At 67.2% G+C, this 16,469-nt stretch carries 16 protein-coding genes; 6 read left to right on the top strand and 10 right to left on the bottom strand.

Annotated elements, in window-relative coordinates:
• Positions 1-72 precede the first annotated feature (72 nt).
• Complete coding sequence (locus AC1DT7_RS20160) at positions 73-2,250, bottom strand: primosomal protein N' (RefSeq protein WP_478037966.1); 2,178 nt, start codon at positions 2,248-2,250, stop codon at positions 73-75.
• Positions 2,251-2,284: 34 nt separating this feature from the next.
• Between AC1DT7_RS20160 and AC1DT7_RS20155 the strand changes: the two genes are divergently transcribed.
• Entirely contained in the window at positions 2,285-3,199 is a 915-nt protein-coding gene (locus AC1DT7_RS20155; RefSeq protein WP_478037965.1) for a tyrosine recombinase XerC, read from the top strand.
• A 137-nt stretch (positions 3,200-3,336) separates the two neighbouring features.
• Here AC1DT7_RS20155 and AC1DT7_RS20150 read toward each other — a convergent pair whose 3' ends face one another.
• From AC1DT7_RS20150 to rsmI, 4 genes are all read right to left on the bottom strand, one after another.
• Positions 3,337-3,936 (bottom strand): DedA family protein, encoded by a 600-nt coding sequence (locus AC1DT7_RS20150; protein WP_478037964.1) that lies wholly within the window; start codon positions 3,934-3,936, stop codon positions 3,337-3,339.
• Between the two features lie 114 nt (positions 3,937-4,050).
• Positions 4,051-5,007 (bottom strand): glutathione synthase, encoded by a 957-nt coding sequence (gene gshB / locus AC1DT7_RS20145; RefSeq protein WP_478037994.1) that lies wholly within the window; start codon positions 5,005-5,007, stop codon positions 4,051-4,053.
• 55 nt (positions 5,008-5,062) lie between these two features.
• Positions 5,063-5,416, bottom strand: a complete 354-nt coding sequence (locus tag AC1DT7_RS20140; RefSeq protein ID WP_478037963.1) for a YraN family protein — start codon at positions 5,414-5,416, stop codon at positions 5,063-5,065.
• A gap of 117 nt (positions 5,417-5,533) precedes the next feature.
• Positions 5,534-6,367 (bottom strand): 16S rRNA (cytidine(1402)-2'-O)-methyltransferase, encoded by an 834-nt coding sequence (rsmI, locus tag AC1DT7_RS20135; protein ID WP_478037962.1) that lies wholly within the window; start codon positions 6,365-6,367, stop codon positions 5,534-5,536.
• Between the two features lie 10 nt (positions 6,368-6,377).
• Between rsmI and AC1DT7_RS20130 the strand changes: the two genes are divergently transcribed.
• Positions 6,378-7,565, top strand: coding sequence for a penicillin-binding protein activator (locus AC1DT7_RS20130; RefSeq protein WP_478037961.1), 1,188 nt, complete (start codon positions 6,378-6,380; stop codon positions 7,563-7,565).
• Between the two features lie 173 nt (positions 7,566-7,738).
• Here the strand turns inward: AC1DT7_RS20130 and hemW are convergent, their stop codons facing one another.
• Positions 7,739-8,893 carry a radical SAM family heme chaperone HemW gene (gene hemW / locus AC1DT7_RS20125; RefSeq protein ID WP_478037960.1) on the bottom strand — a complete coding sequence of 385 codons (1,155 nt, stop codon included), beginning with the start codon at positions 8,891-8,893 and terminating at the stop codon, positions 7,739-7,741.
• A gap of 47 nt (positions 8,894-8,940) precedes the next feature.
• On the opposite strand from hemW, the gene AC1DT7_RS20120 reads away from it, so the two are divergent.
• Positions 8,941-9,495 (top strand): CAP domain-containing protein, encoded by a 555-nt coding sequence (locus tag AC1DT7_RS20120; protein WP_478037959.1) that lies wholly within the window; start codon positions 8,941-8,943, stop codon positions 9,493-9,495.
• Between the two features lie 136 nt (positions 9,496-9,631).
• Here AC1DT7_RS20120 and rdgB read toward each other — a convergent pair whose 3' ends face one another.
• Positions 9,632-10,255 (bottom strand): RdgB/HAM1 family non-canonical purine NTP pyrophosphatase, encoded by a 624-nt coding sequence (gene rdgB / locus AC1DT7_RS20115; protein WP_478037958.1) that lies wholly within the window; start codon positions 10,253-10,255, stop codon positions 9,632-9,634.
• On the bottom strand, positions 10,252-10,968 hold the full coding sequence (gene rph / locus AC1DT7_RS20110; protein ID WP_272622490.1) for a ribonuclease PH: 717 nt from the start codon (positions 10,966-10,968) through the stop codon (positions 10,252-10,254). Before rph ends, rdgB begins: the two co-directional genes overlap by 4 nt.
• 119 nt (positions 10,969-11,087) lie before the next feature.
• Between rph and hrcA the strand changes: the two genes are divergently transcribed.
• Genes hrcA through AC1DT7_RS20095 form a run of 3 tightly spaced genes read left to right on the top strand, consistent with a single transcriptional unit; the run spans position 11,088 to position 13,970 of the window.
• A complete protein-coding gene (gene hrcA / locus AC1DT7_RS20105; RefSeq protein WP_478037993.1) occupies positions 11,088-12,131 on the top strand; it encodes a heat-inducible transcriptional repressor HrcA in 1,044 nt (347 codons plus the stop codon).
• Positions 12,132-12,151: 20 nt separating this feature from the next.
• Entirely contained in the window at positions 12,152-12,700 is a 549-nt protein-coding gene (gene grpE, locus AC1DT7_RS20100) for a nucleotide exchange factor GrpE (protein ID WP_478037957.1), read from the top strand.
• Between the two features lie 46 nt (positions 12,701-12,746).
• Complete coding sequence (locus AC1DT7_RS20095; protein WP_478037956.1) at positions 12,747-13,970, top strand: threonine synthase; 1,224 nt, start codon at positions 12,747-12,749, stop codon at positions 13,968-13,970.
• A 97-nt stretch (positions 13,971-14,067) separates the two neighbouring features.
• On the opposite strand, the gene AC1DT7_RS20090 is transcribed toward AC1DT7_RS20095, so the two are convergent.
• Both AC1DT7_RS20090 and dapE read right to left on the bottom strand, forming a co-directional pair.
• On the bottom strand, positions 14,068-15,207 hold the full coding sequence (locus AC1DT7_RS20090; protein WP_478037955.1) for an SET domain-containing protein: 1,140 nt from the start codon (positions 15,205-15,207) through the stop codon (positions 14,068-14,070).
• A gap of 110 nt (positions 15,208-15,317) precedes the next feature.
• Positions 15,318-16,460, bottom strand: coding sequence for a succinyl-diaminopimelate desuccinylase (gene dapE, locus AC1DT7_RS20085; protein WP_478037954.1), 1,143 nt, complete (start codon positions 16,458-16,460; stop codon positions 15,318-15,320).
• Positions 16,461-16,469: the final 9 nt, after the last annotated feature.

Here is a 16,469-nt window from a genome sequence, read left to right as displayed (position 1 = left end):
GAGAGAATATGCGCCGGAATGGCCCGGGAATATCATTGCCCCGCAAAACCGCCTCCCTCCGCCGCGTCGCCGTCAGACGAAGCTGTAAGGATCGATGTCCACCACGACGCGAACCTTGCTCGGCCAGTCGAGCTTGCCCAGCCAGTCGCGGATCACGTCCTGCACGTCGAGCGCGCGCCGGGCATGCACCAGCAGGCGGAACCGGTGCCGCCCGCGCAGCATGGCGAGCGGGGCAGGGGCGGGGCCATACACCTCCATCGCCTCCAGCCTTGGCGCGGTGCGACCGATCAGCGTCGCGATCTCCTGTGCGGCGGCCTGGTCCTCGCTAGACACCACGATGCCCGCGAAGCGCCCGAAAGGTGGGGCGCCCGCCTCGCGCCGGGATTCGGTCTCGGCTTCGTAGAATGCCTCGGCATCGCCGGTGACCAGCGCGCGCATCACCTGCGCGTCCGGGCTATGGGTCTGGATATAGACATGCCCCGGCTTCTCGCCGCGCCCGGCGCGCCCGGCCACCTGCATGATCTGCTGGAAGGTCCGCTCCGACGCGCGCAGGTCGCCGCCGGCAAGCCCCAGATCGGCGTCGATCACCCCGACCAGGGTCAGGTTGGGGAAATGATAGCCCTTGGTGACGAGCTGGGTGCCGACCACGATGTCGATATCGCCCGCTTCCATGCGATGGACGAATTCTGCCGCCTTGGCCGGCGACCAGATCGTGTCCGAGGTGACGACCGCCGTCTTCGCCGCCGGGAACAGCGCGCGTACTTCGTCCGCGATCCGCTCGACGCCAGGGCCGACCGCGACCAACGTGTCCTCGTTGCTGCATTCCGGGCAGGCGCGCGGCACCGGCTCGACATGGCCGCAATGATGACAAGCGAGGCGGCTGACCAACCGGTGCTCCACCATCCACGCCGTGCAATTGGGGCATTGGAAGCGGTGCCCGCAGGTCCGGCACAGGGTGAGCGGCGCATAGCCGCGTCGGTTGAGGAACAGCAGCGACTGTTCGCCGCGTTCGAGCCGTTCCTCGATTCCCTTCACGATCGCCGAGGCAATCCAGCGGCCGCGTTCGGGCGGATTGGCGATCAGGTCGATCGCCTCGATCGCCGGCATCTCGGCAGCGCCCCAACGCCCCGGAAGCTTCAGTTCGGCGTAACGCCCCAGCGCAACCTGCTGGCGGGTTTCGATCGCCGGCGTGGCCGAGGCAAGGATCACGGGGCATTTCTCGAACAGCCCGCGCATCACCGCCACGTCGCGGGCGTGATAATGCACGCCTTCTTCCTGCTTGAAGCTCGTCTCATGCGCCTCATCGACCACGATCAGGCCGAGATTGGCATAGGGCAGGAACAGCGAGGAGCGCGCACCGACCGTCACCAGTGCCTGGCCGCTCGCGATGGCGCGCCACGCGCGGCGGCGCTGCGACTGGCGCAGGCCCGAATGCCAGGCGACCGGCGCGACGCCGAAGCGCGCGGCGAAACGCTGAAGGAACGGCTCGGTCAGCGCGATCTCGGGCAGCAGGACGAGGGTCTGCCGCCCGGCGCGGATCGCGGCGGCCACCGCCTCGAAATAGACCTCGGTCTTACCCGACCCGGTGACGCCATCGAGCAGGGTCGGCTTGAACGCCTCAGCTTCGACATCGGCGATCAGCACCTTTGCCGCCGCGCGCTGGTCCGGCGACAAGGCGGGCACGCCATGGTCGGGGTCGGGCACCGGGAAGGGGCTGTCGATATCGACCTCGACCGCTTCGAGCACGCCGGTTTTCACCAGCCCGCGTATCACCGCGTCGGAAACATCGGCGGCCAGCGCCAGTTCGCGGATCAGCCCCTGGCGGTCGCCGATGCGTTCCAGCGCCTGCTGGCGTTGCGGCGTCAGGCGTTCGGGTAATTCTCCGGTCGCGCGATACTCCAGAACGGTCCGCCCGCCTTCGAGCGCCGAGGTCGAGGCAAGCGCCATGCGCGCGACCGAGGCGGGCGGGGCGAGATAATAATTGGCAGTCCACTCGATCAGCCGGCGCAGCGGCGCTCCGAGCGGCGGGGCGGGCAATACGCTGACCAGATTACGCAGCCGGTTGTCGCCGACCTCGGCATCGGACGGCATGTTCTCCGGCTCCCACACCACGCCGATCAACTGGCGCGGGCCGAGCGGCGCGACGACGATCGACCCCGGCTCGACCTGCATCCCGTGGGGGACGCGATAGTCGAGCGGGCCGAGCGCTGAATTCATGACGAGGACTCGGGCGCGGGACACGGCGCTCATATGGCGGCTCTGCGCGCTCGCGCAAAGCTTCCGCATGAAGCCGCTTCGGCGCTATGGTCGGATCATGTCCGGTCTCGCTCCCGATTTCGCCGATCATCTCCGCCGCGACCGACGGCGATCGGTGCATACGATCCGCGCCTATGAAGCGACGGCCAACCGGCTGCTGCATTTCCTCGAAAGCCATTGGGGCGGGCCGGTGATGCGCGAATCGCTGGGCAAGGTCGCTGCGGCCGACCTGCGCGCGTATCTCGCGCTCCGGCGCGGCGAAGGGCTGGGCAATGCCTCGGCCGCGCGGGAATTGTCCGCGGTGCGCGCCTTTCTGATCTTTGCCGGCGGGGCGGGGGCGGCGCCCCGGCTCAGGGGGCCGCGCGTCAAGAAGGGCGTGCCGCGCCCGGTTTCGCCCGATGAGGCGGTGTCGCTGGCCGAGGATGTCGAGGAGAACGCCGCCGAACCCTGGATCGGCGCGCGCGACTGGGCGGTGCTGATGCTGCTCTACGGCGCCGGCCTGCGCGTCGGGGAGGCGACCGGGCTGACGGGCGCGGTGCTCCCCCTCGGCCCGACGCTCAGCGTGACCGGCAAGCGCGACAAGACCCGGATCGTGCCGCTGCTGCCCCAGGTGCGCGAGGCGATCGAGGCGTATGTGGCGCTCTGCCCCTGGCCCATCGCACGCGACACGGCGCTGTTCCGCGGCGCCAAGGGCGGCCCGCTGCTGCCCGCGATCGTGCGGCGCGCGGTGCAGGCGGCACGGACGCGGCTCGGCCTGCCCGAGCGGACGACGCCGCATGCGCTTCGGCACAGTTTCGCGACTCATCTGTTGGGGCGCGGAGCTGACCTCCGCGCACTGCAGGAGCTGCTCGGCCATGCCAGCCTGAGCTCGACCCAGATCTATACCGCGGTCGATGCGGCGCATTTGCTCGATGTCTACCGCAACGCGCATCCACGGGCTTAGTAGATTTCCCTCGGGGCAAGCCCCTCTCTTCCGTTCGTTTCGAGCGAAGTCGAGAAACCGGGCCAAGCGCTAAATCAATGTTTCTCGACTTCGCTCGAAACGAACGGAAAGGGAGATGAAGCCAACAAGGAGGCAGCCTAGGCCCGAGCCTTCCACGTCAGCAGCCGCCAGAGATAGGACAGCACGATCCCGACCAAGATCGCCAGCGCAGCCGGCCCGACATAGCGGTCAAGCTCGCGGAAATTCGCGCCGAGATAATAGCCGGCCCAGGTCAGGAAGGCGTTCCAGATCGCGCTGCCCGCCGCGGTCCAGAGCAGGAAGCGCCAATGCGGCATGCAGGTCATGCCGGCAGGCAGGGAGACCATGGTACGGAAGGTCGGCATGAAGCGGAACACGAACACGATCCATTCGCCGTGCCGCGTGAAGAAAGCATGGAGCCGCTCGACATCATGCCATTCGACCGTCAGCCAGCGGCCATATCGGTCGAACCAGGGCTTCAGGCCGCGATAGCCGAAGCGTCGACCGATCGCGTACCAGAAATAATTGCCCAGGACGGTGCCCGCCGTGCCCGCGGCCAGCAGCGGCACGACCTCCATCTGTCCGCGCGCAACGGCCATGCCGCCGAGCCCCATGATCACCTCGGATGGGATCGGCGGAAAGACATTCTCCAGCACCATCAGCAGGAAGATGCCGAAATAGCCGCCCCATGCGGTGAGATCGATGATGAACTCGGTCACGCTTCATCCCCCTCCCGCTTGCGGGAGGGGTTAGGGGAGGGCGTGTCCAAATTGAGGGCGGCTCGCGTGCGGACAGGCCCTCCCCCGACCCCTCCCGCAAGCGGGAGGGGAGTTTTAGGCACCCTTTGCCACCTTCGCCTCGATCGCATCCCAGATCAGGCCCGCCACGTCGGTCCCGTCGAACCGCTCGATCGCGACGATGCCGGTGGGCGAGGTGACGTTGATCTCGGTCAGCCATTTGCCGCCGATCACATCGATGCCCACGAACAGCAGGCCGCGCTTCTTGAGTTCGGGGCCGAGCACCGCGCAGATCTCCTGCTCCTCGATCGTCAGCACGGTCTTCTCGGCAGAACCGCCGACCGCGAGGTTGGACCGAATCTCGCCCGCGCCGGGCACGCGGTTGATCGCGCCCGCAACCTCGCCGTCGACCAGCACGATACGCTTGTCGCCCTTGGCCACATCGGGAAGGAAGGCCTGGATCATGTGCGGCTCGCGATAGGCGGTGTTGAACACCTCGATCAGCGCGGACAGGTTTGCGCCGTCGCTGCCGACCTTGAAGATCGCCTTGCCGCCATTGCCGTGCAGCGGCTTGACCACGATCTCGCCGTGCGTGGCGAGGAAGGCGCGCGCCTCGTCGAGCGAGCGCGTGACGAGCGTCGGCGGCATGAAGCGCGCATAATCGAGCACGAACACCTTTTCGGGCGCATTGCGGACGCTGGCGGGGTCGTTCACCACCAGGGTCTGGTGCGCGATGCGTTCGAGCAGATGGGTCGCGGTGATGTAACCCAGGTCGAAGGGCGGGTCCTGCCGCATCAGCACGACATCGGCGTCCTTGCCGAGATCGAGGCTGGCCCCTTCCCCGAAGGTGAAATGATTGCCGACGACGCGCTGCACCGTCACCGGATGCGCCTTGGTCCAGACGCGGCCGTCAGAATAATTCAGGTCCTCGGCGGTGTAATGGAACAGCCTGTGTCCGCGCGCCTGCGCCGACAGCATCAGCGCAAAGGTCGAATCGCCCGCGATGTTGATCGAATCGAGCGGGTCCATCTGGACGGCCACGGTGAGCATCAGGGGACCTCTTGTTCGTGCGGTGGTGGCGGCGATGTAGGGTGGGTCGGCACGGAAGTCACCCGATCCACGCATTCTCGATATGACGCGGCCGCGTGCCAGGGGCGATCAGGATCACATCCACGCGGATATCATCGCCGGGGCCGGCATATCTGGGCATGAGGAATTCAGCTGCCGCGGCGACGCGGGAGAGACGGCGTTCGTCGATCGCGAAGTCCAGATCGGCGCCGGTCTTGCGCATCTTCACCTCGACGAAAGCGATCAGGTTGCCCCGCCGCGCGACGAGGTCGACCTCGCCGGCGGGGGTGCGCACGCGGCGGTCGAGGATGCGCCAGCCCTTGAGGCGGAGCCACCAGCCGGCGAGGCGCTCGCCGCGCCGGCCTGCGGCCTCGGCGATCCGGCGGTCACGCATCCCATTCCTCCCCGGTACGGGGAGGGGGACCAGCGAAGCTGGTGGAGGGGGGCTTCCGCGGGCGGAGCGTTCGCCGCGCTTCCCCTCCCCGTGCCGGGGAGGAACGAATAGTGCCCATCACCCCTTCATCTCCAGCGCCCGCGCGTAGAGTTCCTTCCGGTCCACGCCGAGTTTCTTCGCCACTTCGCTGACTGCCTTGCCCATCGGCAAGCGGGTCAGTGCCTCGGTCAGTGCCGCTTCGGCGTCATCCACGCTGGCCGCTTCGGGCTCCCCGGGTGGCGCGACCACGATGACGATCTCCCCACGCGGCGGCGCATCGGCATAGCGGGCGGCAAGCGAGGAGAGCGTCCCGGTCACCGCTTCCTCGAACCGCTTGGTGATCTCGCGCGTCACCGCTGCCTCTCGGTCGCCCAGGCCTTCGGCAAGGGCGGCAAGCGTCGCGCCGAGCCTCGGCCCCGATTCGTACAGCACCAGCGTCGCCCGTACCGAGCCGATCTCGGCGATCGCCGTCGCGCGTGCCTGCGCCTTGGGAGGAAGGAAACCGCAATAAAGGAAGCGATCGGTCGGCAGACCGGCCAGGGTCAAGGCGGCGATGGCGGCGCAGGGACCGGGAATCGTCACGACCAGATGCCCCGCCGCGCGCGCATCGCGCACGAGCTTATAGCCTGGATCGGATATCAGCGGGGTCCCGGCATCCGAGACGAGGGCGACGGCCTCGCTGCCCATGCGCGCAATCAGGCCCGGGCGGACATGTTCGGCATTATGATCATGATAGGGTGTCATTGGCCGTTTTACGCCGATATGACGCAGCAGGCCCGCCGTCACACGCGAGTCTTCGACCGCAACTACGGCGGCGTTCGAGAGTATATGCGCGGCGCGCGGACTCAGATCGCCAAGATTGCCGATCGGGGTGGCAACGATATAGAGACCGGGCGCAAGTTCGGCGTTCATTGGAGCAGTCATGGCAGAGGCCCTATCGATACCGCAACGGGGAGCGAAGCTCCTTCGTACAGCCTTCATTGCCGGAGCACTGCTTCTTAGCGCGTGTCAGTCGGTGGTTCCGCGTGGCCCAGGCCCTGTCGCGCCCCCGCCGCCGCGGCCGGTGCAGGACAATGGCCAGGTCCAGTCGGGCATCCCGATCGACGTCGCGCGTCACCGCGTAGCGCTGCTGGTGCCGCTGACCGGTTCCAATGGCGGCGTCGGACAGAGCCTGGCCAATGCGACCCAGCTCGCCCTGCTCGACAGCAAGAACGAGAAGGTGCGGATCACCACCTATGACACCAATGGTGGCGCCGCCGCTGCCGCGCAGCGTGCGCTGGCCGAGGGCAACCGACTGATCCTCGGGCCGTTGCTCGCGGAAGATGTGCGCGCAATCACGCCGATCGCGCGGCGCGCGGGCGTTCCGGTCATCAGCTTCTCCAATGACGTGACCGCTGCCGGCAACGGCGCGTATCTGATGGGATACGCGCCCGCCCAGGCGATCGAGCGCGTGGTCGAATATGCCAAGGGCCGCGGCGTTACCGATTTCGCGGGCCTGGTTCCCAACGGCACCTTCGGCGAACGCGCGTCCACCGCGTTCCTTCGCTCCGTCGAAAGCGCGGGCGGGCAGGTGCGGTCGCTCCAGACCTATGACCGTGCGCCGGGCGCGATCACGACAGCGATCACCCGCATGGCCCAGAACGCGCCGTTCGGCGCCGTGCTGATCGCCGACAGCGGCGCGACCGCAGCGGCCGCAGTGCCGCTGATTCGCAAGAATGGCGGCGCGAGCGCTCATATCCTGGGCACCGACCAGTGGAATCTGGAAACCTCGATCGCCGGACGGCCGAGCCTGAACGGCGCCTGGTTCGCCAGCGTGTCGGACAATTTCTACCGTCAATATGCCGCCAAATATCGTGCCCGCTTCGGCGCGGCCCCGTACCGGCTGTCCAGCCTTGGTTATGACGCGGTGCTGCTCACGGTGCGGATCGCGCGCGACTGGCCGGTCGGCAGCCAGTTCCCCGAGGCGCGACTGCGCGATGCGGGCGGGTTCGCCGGGATCGACGGGCCGTTCCGCTTCGGGCGCGACAGTGTCGCCGAACGGGCGCTCGAGGTGCAGGAGATCAGGGGCGGCACGACCGTTACCGTGTCGCCGGCGCCTACCGGGTTCTGAGACGAGGAGCATCCCTTCGGCGAGGCTGACGCGCCGTGGTTGGTCTGAACGTCATGCCGGACTTGTTCCGGCATCCGCCGCTCCGCAAACTCATCGGCCTTTCGGATTCGGCACAGTGGACCCCGGAACAAGTCCGGGGTGACGGATTATGCCGGCCGTTCGCATCCTCGGTGTCAGTCGTTGACGATCTCGGGCAGGATCGCGTCGAGCAGGAGCATGCCTGCCTCGGTGATAGTTAGATGGTCGCCCTCGCGGACGAGCAGCCCTTGCTCTTCCAGCCGGGTCGCGGCAGGCCAGCGGATCAGCGCGTCGACGCTCGTCTCACCAAGCGTGGCGATCCGGGCGAGATCGACGCCTTCGCGCAAGCGCAGGCCCATCAGCAATGCTTCGGTCGCGCGGGTATGCGGGGCGAGGGGCTCCTCGCTCTCCATGCCGTGCTGGTTGCGTTCGATCGCCGTCATCCAGTTCTCGGGCTTCTTGCGGCGCACCGTGGCAAGCCCGCCGCGCCGGCCATGCGCGCCGGGGCCGACCCCGGCATAGTCGCGGTAGCGCCAATAGGTCAGGTTGTGCCGGCTCTCGGCGCCCGGCCGGGCATGGTTGGAGATCTCGTAAGCCGGGATACCTGCCGATGCGGTGATCTCGCGGGTCGCCTCGAACAGATCGGCGGCGTTGTCGCCGTCGGGGATGACGATCCTTCCTGCCGCGGCTTCGGTCGCGAAGCGCGTGCCGGGCTCGATGGTAAGCTGGTAGAGCGACAGATGCTCGGTGCCGAAGCCGATCGCGCGGGTCAGCTCGGCCTCCCAGTCGGCAAGGCGCTGGTCGGGCCGGGCATAGATCAGGTCGAAGCTGACCCGGGCAAAGGCGCGCTGCGCCGTGTCGAGCGCGGCCAGCCCTTCGCGCTGGTCGTGTGCCCGGCCAAGGAATTGCAACGCCTGATCGTCGAGCGCCTGTAGCCCGAGCGACACCCGGTTCACGCCCGCTGCCGCGATGTCGGCGAAGCGCGCCGCCTCTACCGAGGAGGGGTTCGCTTCGAGCGTGATCTCGATATCGGGCGCGAAGCCCCAGGCCTGCCTGGCCGCGTCGATCACCGCCTCGACCGTCTCGGGCGGCATGAGCGACGGGGTGCCGCCGCCGAAGAAGATCGAGCCGAGCATGCGGCCGGGCAGTTGCTCCGCCTCGTGTCGCAGGTCGGTCAGCAGTGCTGCGCGCCACGCAGCCTGGTCGACATCGGCGCGGACATGGCTGTTGAAGTCGCAATAAGGGCATTTCGACACGCAGAACGGCCAATGGACATAGAGTGCGAGCGGCGGCGTTTGGGGATCGGTCATGCGCGCCCCATATGATCCCGCGAACGGGGTGGGGGAAGAGGCGGACGATGCGGTTTCTGTTGATGGCATTCGCGTTGCTGGCCGGCTGTTCGGCGGCCGCCCCGCCTCAGCCCCAGCGTGTGGTCGAGGAGCGCAGCTTCTCCGGCATCGCACCGCGCGGCGAGGCGATGATGCGTCAGGCAATGATCCGGGCCCATAATGACGCCCGCGCCGCTGCCGGCGTTCCTGCGCTGGTGTGGAGCCCGACGCTGGCAACCGATGCCGAGCGCTATGCCCGCGAACTGGCCCGCTCGGGCAGGTTCGAGCATTCGAAGGAACCGCGTGGGGCGGTGCCCGAGGGCGAGAATCTTTGGACGGGCACCCGCGGCGCCTATCGGTACGAGGAGATGGCCGGGCATTGGGTCGACGAACGGCGCGACTATCGGCGCGGCGTTACGCCTGATTTCAGCGCCACCGGGCGGTGGGAGGATGTGGCGCACTACACCCAGATCATCTGGCGCGGGACGACTCAGTTCGGTTGTGCGACGGCGAGCAATGCAAAGGATGATTATCTGGTGTGCCGCTACACGCCGCCGGGCAATGTCGTGGGGCAGATGCCCTAAATCCTTCTCCCCTCGGGAGAAGGTGGCGCGTAGCGCCGGATGAGGGTGACTAGGGATAGGCGTACGTCACCCTCACCCTTCCGCAGCTTCGCTGCTCCCTCCCTCTCCCGCTGGGAGAGGGAATTTGAGAAGGGCTTTAAAGAACCGCCGCCATCATCTCTTCGAACGCCCGAGCACGGTGGCTGATCGCCTTTTTCGCGTCGGGCATCTCGGCGAAGGTCTGCTCGCTGCCCTCCGGCACGAAGATCGGGTTATAGCCGAAGCCGCCGGTCCCGCGCGGCGGCCACACCAGCGTGCCATCGACCCGGCCCTCGAACCATTCGACATGGCCGTCGGGCCAGGCCAGCGCGAGCACGCACATGAAATGCGCGTCGCGGCTCGCCTCCGGGCCCTTCGCGTCGAGCGCGTCGTTGACCCGCCGCATCGCTACCTTGAAATCCTTGCCCTCGCCGGCCCAGCGTGCCGAGAAGATCCCTGGATCGCCGTTCAGCGCATCGACGCACAGGCCGCTGTCGTCGGCCAGTGCCGGCAGGCCGGTGAGGTCGGCCGCCTGAAGCGCCTTTAGCTCGGCGTTGGCGAGGAAAGTTGTGCCGGTCTCCTCCGGCTCGGGCAGGTCCAGCTCCGCGGCCGACACCGGCTCGATCCCATATGGCCCGAGCATGTCCAGGATCTCGCGGACCTTGCCGGGATTATGGCTGGCGATGACGAGCTTGCCGGGGGCGAGCTTGCGGATCGCCTGGGGCGGGACCTCGGCCGTCACTTTGCGACGGCCCTGGCCTGGGCGGCGAAGATGTCGGCGCAGCCGATACGGGCGAGGCGGAGCAGGCGGAGCAAGGCTTCCTCGTCATAGGTCGCGCCCTCGGCGGTCGCTTGCGCCTCGGCGATGTTGCCGTTCTCGAGCAGGACGAAGTTCGCGTCGGCATCGGCGTTCGAATCCTCGTCATAGTCGAGGTCGAGCACCGGCGTGCCGTTATAGATGCCGCAGGAGATCGCCGCGACCTTCTGGCTCAGCGGATCGACCGTCAGCTTGCCCGAAGCAAGCAGCCCGTCGATGGCGAGGCGAAGGGCGACCCAGGCGCCCGAGATCGAGGCGGTGCGGGTGCCGCCGTCCGCCTGGATCACGTCGCAATCGAGCACGATCTGGCGCTCGCCGAGCAGCTTCATGTCGGTGACGGCGCGAAGCGAACGGCCGATCAGCCGCTGAATCTCCTGCGTGCGGCCCGACTGCTTGCCCTTGGCCGCCTCGCGCTGGCCGCGGGTATGCGTAGCGCGGGGGAGCATGCCATATTCGGCGGTGACCCAGCCCTCGCCCTTGCCGCGCAGGAAGGGCGGGACCTTCTCCTCGACCGAGGCGGTCACCAGCACCTTGGTGTCGCCGAATCCGATCAGCACGGATCCTTCGGCATGGCGGGTGAAACGCGGCTCGATCGTGATCGTGCGCATCTGATCGGGGGTGCGGCCGGATGGGCGCATAAGATAAGGTCTCCTGAGTGGTGGCACGCCACCTAGACGCCTGCCCCGGAACGCGCCAGTGTTAGCGGATGATCCGCACGCACATTGAGACGGGAGGCCGTCGACCCTAAATGGTCGTGATGCACGCGCCCCCGATCACCGAGCTCAACGACCGCGCGCGCGATGTCTTCCGCGTGGTGGTGGAAAGCTATCTCGATACGGGCACCCCGATCGGGTCGCGGACCATCGCCCATCTTTCCGGTCTGAACCTCTCGCCTGCTTCGATCCGCAACGTGATGCAGGACCTGGAGGAACTCGGCTTGCTCGCCGCGCCGCACACCAGCGCCGGGCGGATGCCGACCGAGATCGGGCTTCGCCTGTTCGTGGACGGCATGATGCAGGCGCTGGAGCCGTCGGCCGAGGAGCGTGCCGCGATCGAATCGCGCGTATCGCAGGTTGGGCCCGTCGAGGAGGCGCTGGCCGCGACCACCGCAGCGCTGTCAGGCCTGTCGGCCTGTGCCGGGCTGGTGATGGTGCCCAAGCGCGAGCTGGTGCTGCGGCAGATGAGCTTCGTGCCGCTCTCCGCCGACAAGGCCCTTGCGGTGCTGGTCAGCGAGGATGGCGCGATCGAGAATCGCGTGATCGACCTGCCGCCTGGCGTGTCGCCTTCGGCGCTGGTCGAGGCGGGCAATTACATGACCGCGATGCTGTCCGGGCTGACCATCGGCCAGGCGCGGGCGCGGATCGAGCGCGAGATCGGCGAGGAGCGCGCGCTGGTCGATATCGTCGCGCGCACCCTGATCGAGCGCGGCCTCGCGATCTGGAGCGAGGACGGCAATCGCCGCCCGGTGCTGATCGTGCGCGGGCAGGGCAGGCTGATCGACGCGGCGGYCGCGGCCGACCTCGAACGGATCAGCGATCTGCTCGACGATCTGGAGGGCAAGCAGGAGATTGCCCGGCTGCTCGACAGTGCCGGTGCCGGCGATGCGACGCGCATCTTCATCGGCGCGGAGAATAAATTATTCTCGCTTTCCGGCTCATCCGTCATTGCGAAACCGTTCCGCGGACTTGATGGACGGGTGGTCGGCGTCGTCGGTGTTATCGGGCCGACTCGGTTGAACTATGCCCGCGTCGTGCCCATGGTGGATTTCACTGCCGCGACACTGGCGCGGCTCATGCCCTAACAGGACCAAAGCGACACAAGATGATCGAAGACGAAAAGATCGAAACCCCTACCGAAGACCTGCGCGAGGAAACCGCCCAGGAGGTGCCGGAGGTTGTGGAGCATGATCGCGTGTCGAAGCTCCAGGCCGAACTGGCCGAGGCGAAGTCGGCGGTGCTCTATGCCCATGCCGAGGCGCAAAATGTCCGCCGCCGTGCCGAGAAGGAAGCCGCCGACGCCCGCGCCTATGCCGCGACCGCGTTCGCGCGCGACCTGCTCTCGGTCGCCGACAATCTCTCCCGCGGGCTCGAGGCGATCCCGGCCGAGCTGCGTGAGGATGAGAAGCTCAAGAACCTGATCACCGGCCTGGAAGCGACCGGCCGTGAGCTGGAGTCGGTGTTCCAGCGCCATGGCATCAAGAAGATGACTGCTATTGGCTTGCCGCTCGACCCCAATTTCCACCAGGCGATGTTCGAGCTGCCGAGCGACAAGCCGGTCGGCACGATCGTGCAGGAAATGCAGGCCGGGTACATGATCAAGGACCGGCTGCTGCGCCCGGCACTGGTCGGGGTGGCGAAGAAGCCGGAGTGAGGGTTCGTCCCTCCCGCAATCGGGAGGGGCTCGCTATGGTGGGCGCATGAACGAAAATCTCGTCACCGACCGCCCGACTTTCGTCACCCATCTCGAATGCTCGATGACGGGTGAGCGCTATGAGGCGGATCAGCTCCATGGCCTGTCCCGGGTCGGGCGGCCGCTGCTGGTGCGTTACGATCTCGACATGGTCCGCGCGGTGCTTCCGCGGGCGATGGTCGCCGCGCGGCCAACCGACCTGTGGCGCTGGCGTGAGCTGCTGCCGGTGCGCGCGACCAAGGACGTGGTCAGCCTGGGGGAGATCGAGACGCCGCTGGTGCCGATCCCGCGATCGGGCGGGCCGAACGTGCTCGTCAAGGACGAGGGGCGGCTGCCGACTGGATCGTTCAAGGCGCGCGGCCTCGTCATGGCGGTGTCGATGGCGAAGGCACTTGGCGTGACGAAGATCGCGATGCCGACGAACGGCAATGCCGGCGCCGCGCTCGCCGCCTATGCGACCCGGTGCGGGATCGAGACGATCGTCTTCTGTCCTGATGATACGCCCGAGATCAACGTGCGCGAGATCGCACTGCAGGGTGCGCGGGTCTACCGCGTGAATGGGCTGATCGACGATTGCGGCGCGATCGTCGGCAAGGGCGCGGCGGAGGGGCTGTGGTTCGATTTCTCGACCCTAAAGGAGCCGTACCGGATCGAGGGCAAGAAGACGATGGGGCTCGAACTGGCCGCCCAGTTCGGGTGGAAACTGCCTGACGCGATCTTCTATCCGACCGGCGGCGGCACCGGATTGATCGGCATGTGGAAAGCGTTTGATGAGTTGGAGAAGCTCGGCTGGATTGGGCCGCAGCGGCCGCGGATGTTCGCGGTGCAGGCGTCGGGTTGCGCGCCGATCGTCCGCGCGTTCGAGGCGGGTGAGGAACATGCCGAGCGCTGGGAGGATGCGGCGACGGTCGCAGCCGGCATCCGCGTGCCCAGGGCGGTCGGCGATTTCCTGATCCTGCGCGCGGTGCGCGAGAGTGGCGGTCAGGCAATGGCGGTCGGCGATCCGGCGATCCTGAAGGCAGTGGATGACGCGGCGAAGAAGGATGGACTGCTGCTCTGCCCCGAAGGCGGCGCGACGCTCGCTGCGTACAAGGAAGCGCTGCGCACCGGGCTGGTCGACGAGGACGAGCGCGTCGTGCTGTTCAACTGCGCGACCGGGCTGAAATATCCGATGCCCGAGGCGAACGACACGCTCGACCGACATGCGGAGATCGACCTGGCGACACTCTGACATGGCGCCGTCTCGCCCCGTATCGACAGCGGCAGGGCAGCAATCGCGGGAGGCCCCGACCATGCGGATCAGGGACATGATCGCGTGCGGTTGAGGATCAGGCCGCCCGGTCGCGCTCGATATTATCCTTCCGCCGCAGATAGGGCGCGACCAGATTGCGCGCCCTGAACCATTCCTGCCGGACCGGACTGAGTGTCTCGAAATTGCCGATCACGCGGCGGCAGTCGGGGCTCCGGCACTGACAGATCATGTGCCAGTTGGATTCCTTGAGCGTCGTCGAATAATCCCAGGCAATTTCCTCGCCCTGCGCGATGTCGCGTATTGCGACGAGGAACACGCCGTCGGCGGTGAAGCGCAGGCCGGCATTGGGCGCGCAGCTATGGTTGATCAGGTCGTCGATCCGACCGGACGGGCCCATATAATGATCGGGCGTCACCTGAACGAAACGGTCGCTCGATCCGCGCATCAGGCTTGGGATACGGTCGGCGCGGAAACGACGGCCGGTGAAGCGGATGATCGTCTCCCCCTCGGCGAAGCCGAGCGCAGCATAGACTGCCTTGCCGAGATGCGTCTCGCCGACCGAGAACAGGTTGGCGGCTGGGCTGTATGCGTCGAGCACATAGAAACGGCCGTTGCGGAAGCCGAGCGACCGTAGCGGATTGATCGTCGCGAGGCCGACCATGAACCAGACGCTGGCATGGCAGGCGAGCTCCACGAACAGATAGGCATATTCGCCGACATGCTGGTCGCCGGTGCGCGTGGCCACGATCAGGGTGGCGAGATCGCCGAACGTCCAAAGGCCCCAGGCGGGCGAGCGCTCGCGCGTGCGGTCCTGCCAGACGCTTTCCCAGGTCGGCCAGAAGCTGACGGGCACGGCGGCGACGACGAGCATATGTGGCCAGAAGGCGTTGCTCGAGACGATCCAGACGATCAGCGCGGCAAGGCACACCGCCATGCAGATCATCTCGCCACGCGACGGCGAGGCCCAGTTCGAGCGCCGCCAGATGCCGATCGTCACGACGATACAGGCGACCGAGGCGAGCGCGAACACCCAGCTCTGCAGCGCGCCCGGATTGACGGCCGCATAGGTGCCGGCCTCGACCGCGGTTGCCGCGCTCCAGATCAGCCAGGAGGCTCGATTGGGCTGCACGAGCTGACGGCGCAGGCCCGTCAGATAAACGGCATACCCCCCCAGGCTGCAGACGATCGCTACAATGAACCAGGGTTCGATGGGCATGTCCGGTTACCGTTATGGTTAAACGAACATTACGCTGGCGTAAGACTCTCGTCCATCAAAAACCCGGGAGTCACCACGAGTCGCGAGGAATCGCGATTCTTCTGAATCGCTTAACTGGTGGCTTCGGGGCTGCCGATATGCCCGATGATATCGGCATAGATGTCGGTCAGCGCGACCAGGTCGTCGATTGCCACCGCTTCGTCCAGCTTGTGCATCGTCGCGTTGATCAATCCGAACTCGACCACGGGGCAGAGCGCCGACAGGAAACGTGCGTCGGACGTGCCGCCGGTAGTCGACAGTTCTGGCCTGACGCCCTGCCGTGCCTCGATCGCGTCGCCGATCAGGGTCGAGAGCGCGCCCGGTGCCGTCAGGAACGCGTCGCCCGAGACGCGCGCGATCATCGTCGCTTCCGGCGCGTGGCGGTGCACGATCTCCTCGATCAGCGCGGCGAGATCGTCGCCCTTGTGCAGGTCGTTGTAGCGGATGCTCAGCCGGGCCGAGGCGTGGGCCGGGATGACATTGGTCGCCGGGTTGCCGACGGTGATGTCGGTCGCCTCGATATTGGAGGGCTGGAACCAGTCATTGCCCTCATCCAGCACGATCGAATCGATCTCGGCGAGGATTGCCACCAGCTTCGGGATCGGATTGTCGGCCAGATGCGGGTAGGCGACATGGCCCTGCCTGCCGGGGACATCGATCCAGATATTGACGGAGCCGCGCCGCCCGATCTTGATCATGTCGCCAAGCCGCGCGACCGAGGTGGGCTCGCCGACCAGGCAGAAATCGGGCTTCAGGCCGCGTTCTCTCATTCGGTCGATCAGCGCGCGCGTGCCGAAGATGGCGGGGCCTTCCTCGTCGCCGGTGATGATCAGGCTCTGGATGCCTGTCGTGGGTGCGCGGCCAAGGGCAGCGACGAAGGCGGCGATCGCGCCCTTCATGTCGACCGCGCCGCGCCCGTGGAGCAGACCGCCGCGAACCTCCGGCTCGAACGCGCCGCTGGTCCAGCCGGCGCCGGGCGGGACGACGTCGAGATGCCCGGCAAAGGCGAAATGCGGGCCGTCGCTCCCGCGCACGGCGAGCAGATTCTCGACCGGCCCGTCGGGTGCCTCGCCGACGATGAAGCGGTCGACGTCGAAGCCGAGCGGGAGGAGCGCCGCCTCGAGTATGTCGAACACGCTGCCCTGGGCAGGAGTTATGCTTTCGCAGGCGATCAACGCCTTGGTGAGGGCGACGACATCGGGCATTGTGGTCATGGCATCCAT

This window comes from Sphingomonas sp. P3_C6 (assembly GCF_056402595.1).
The sequence above is the reverse complement of the archived record's forward strand: the minus strand, read 5'-3'. Positions and strand labels throughout refer to the sequence as shown.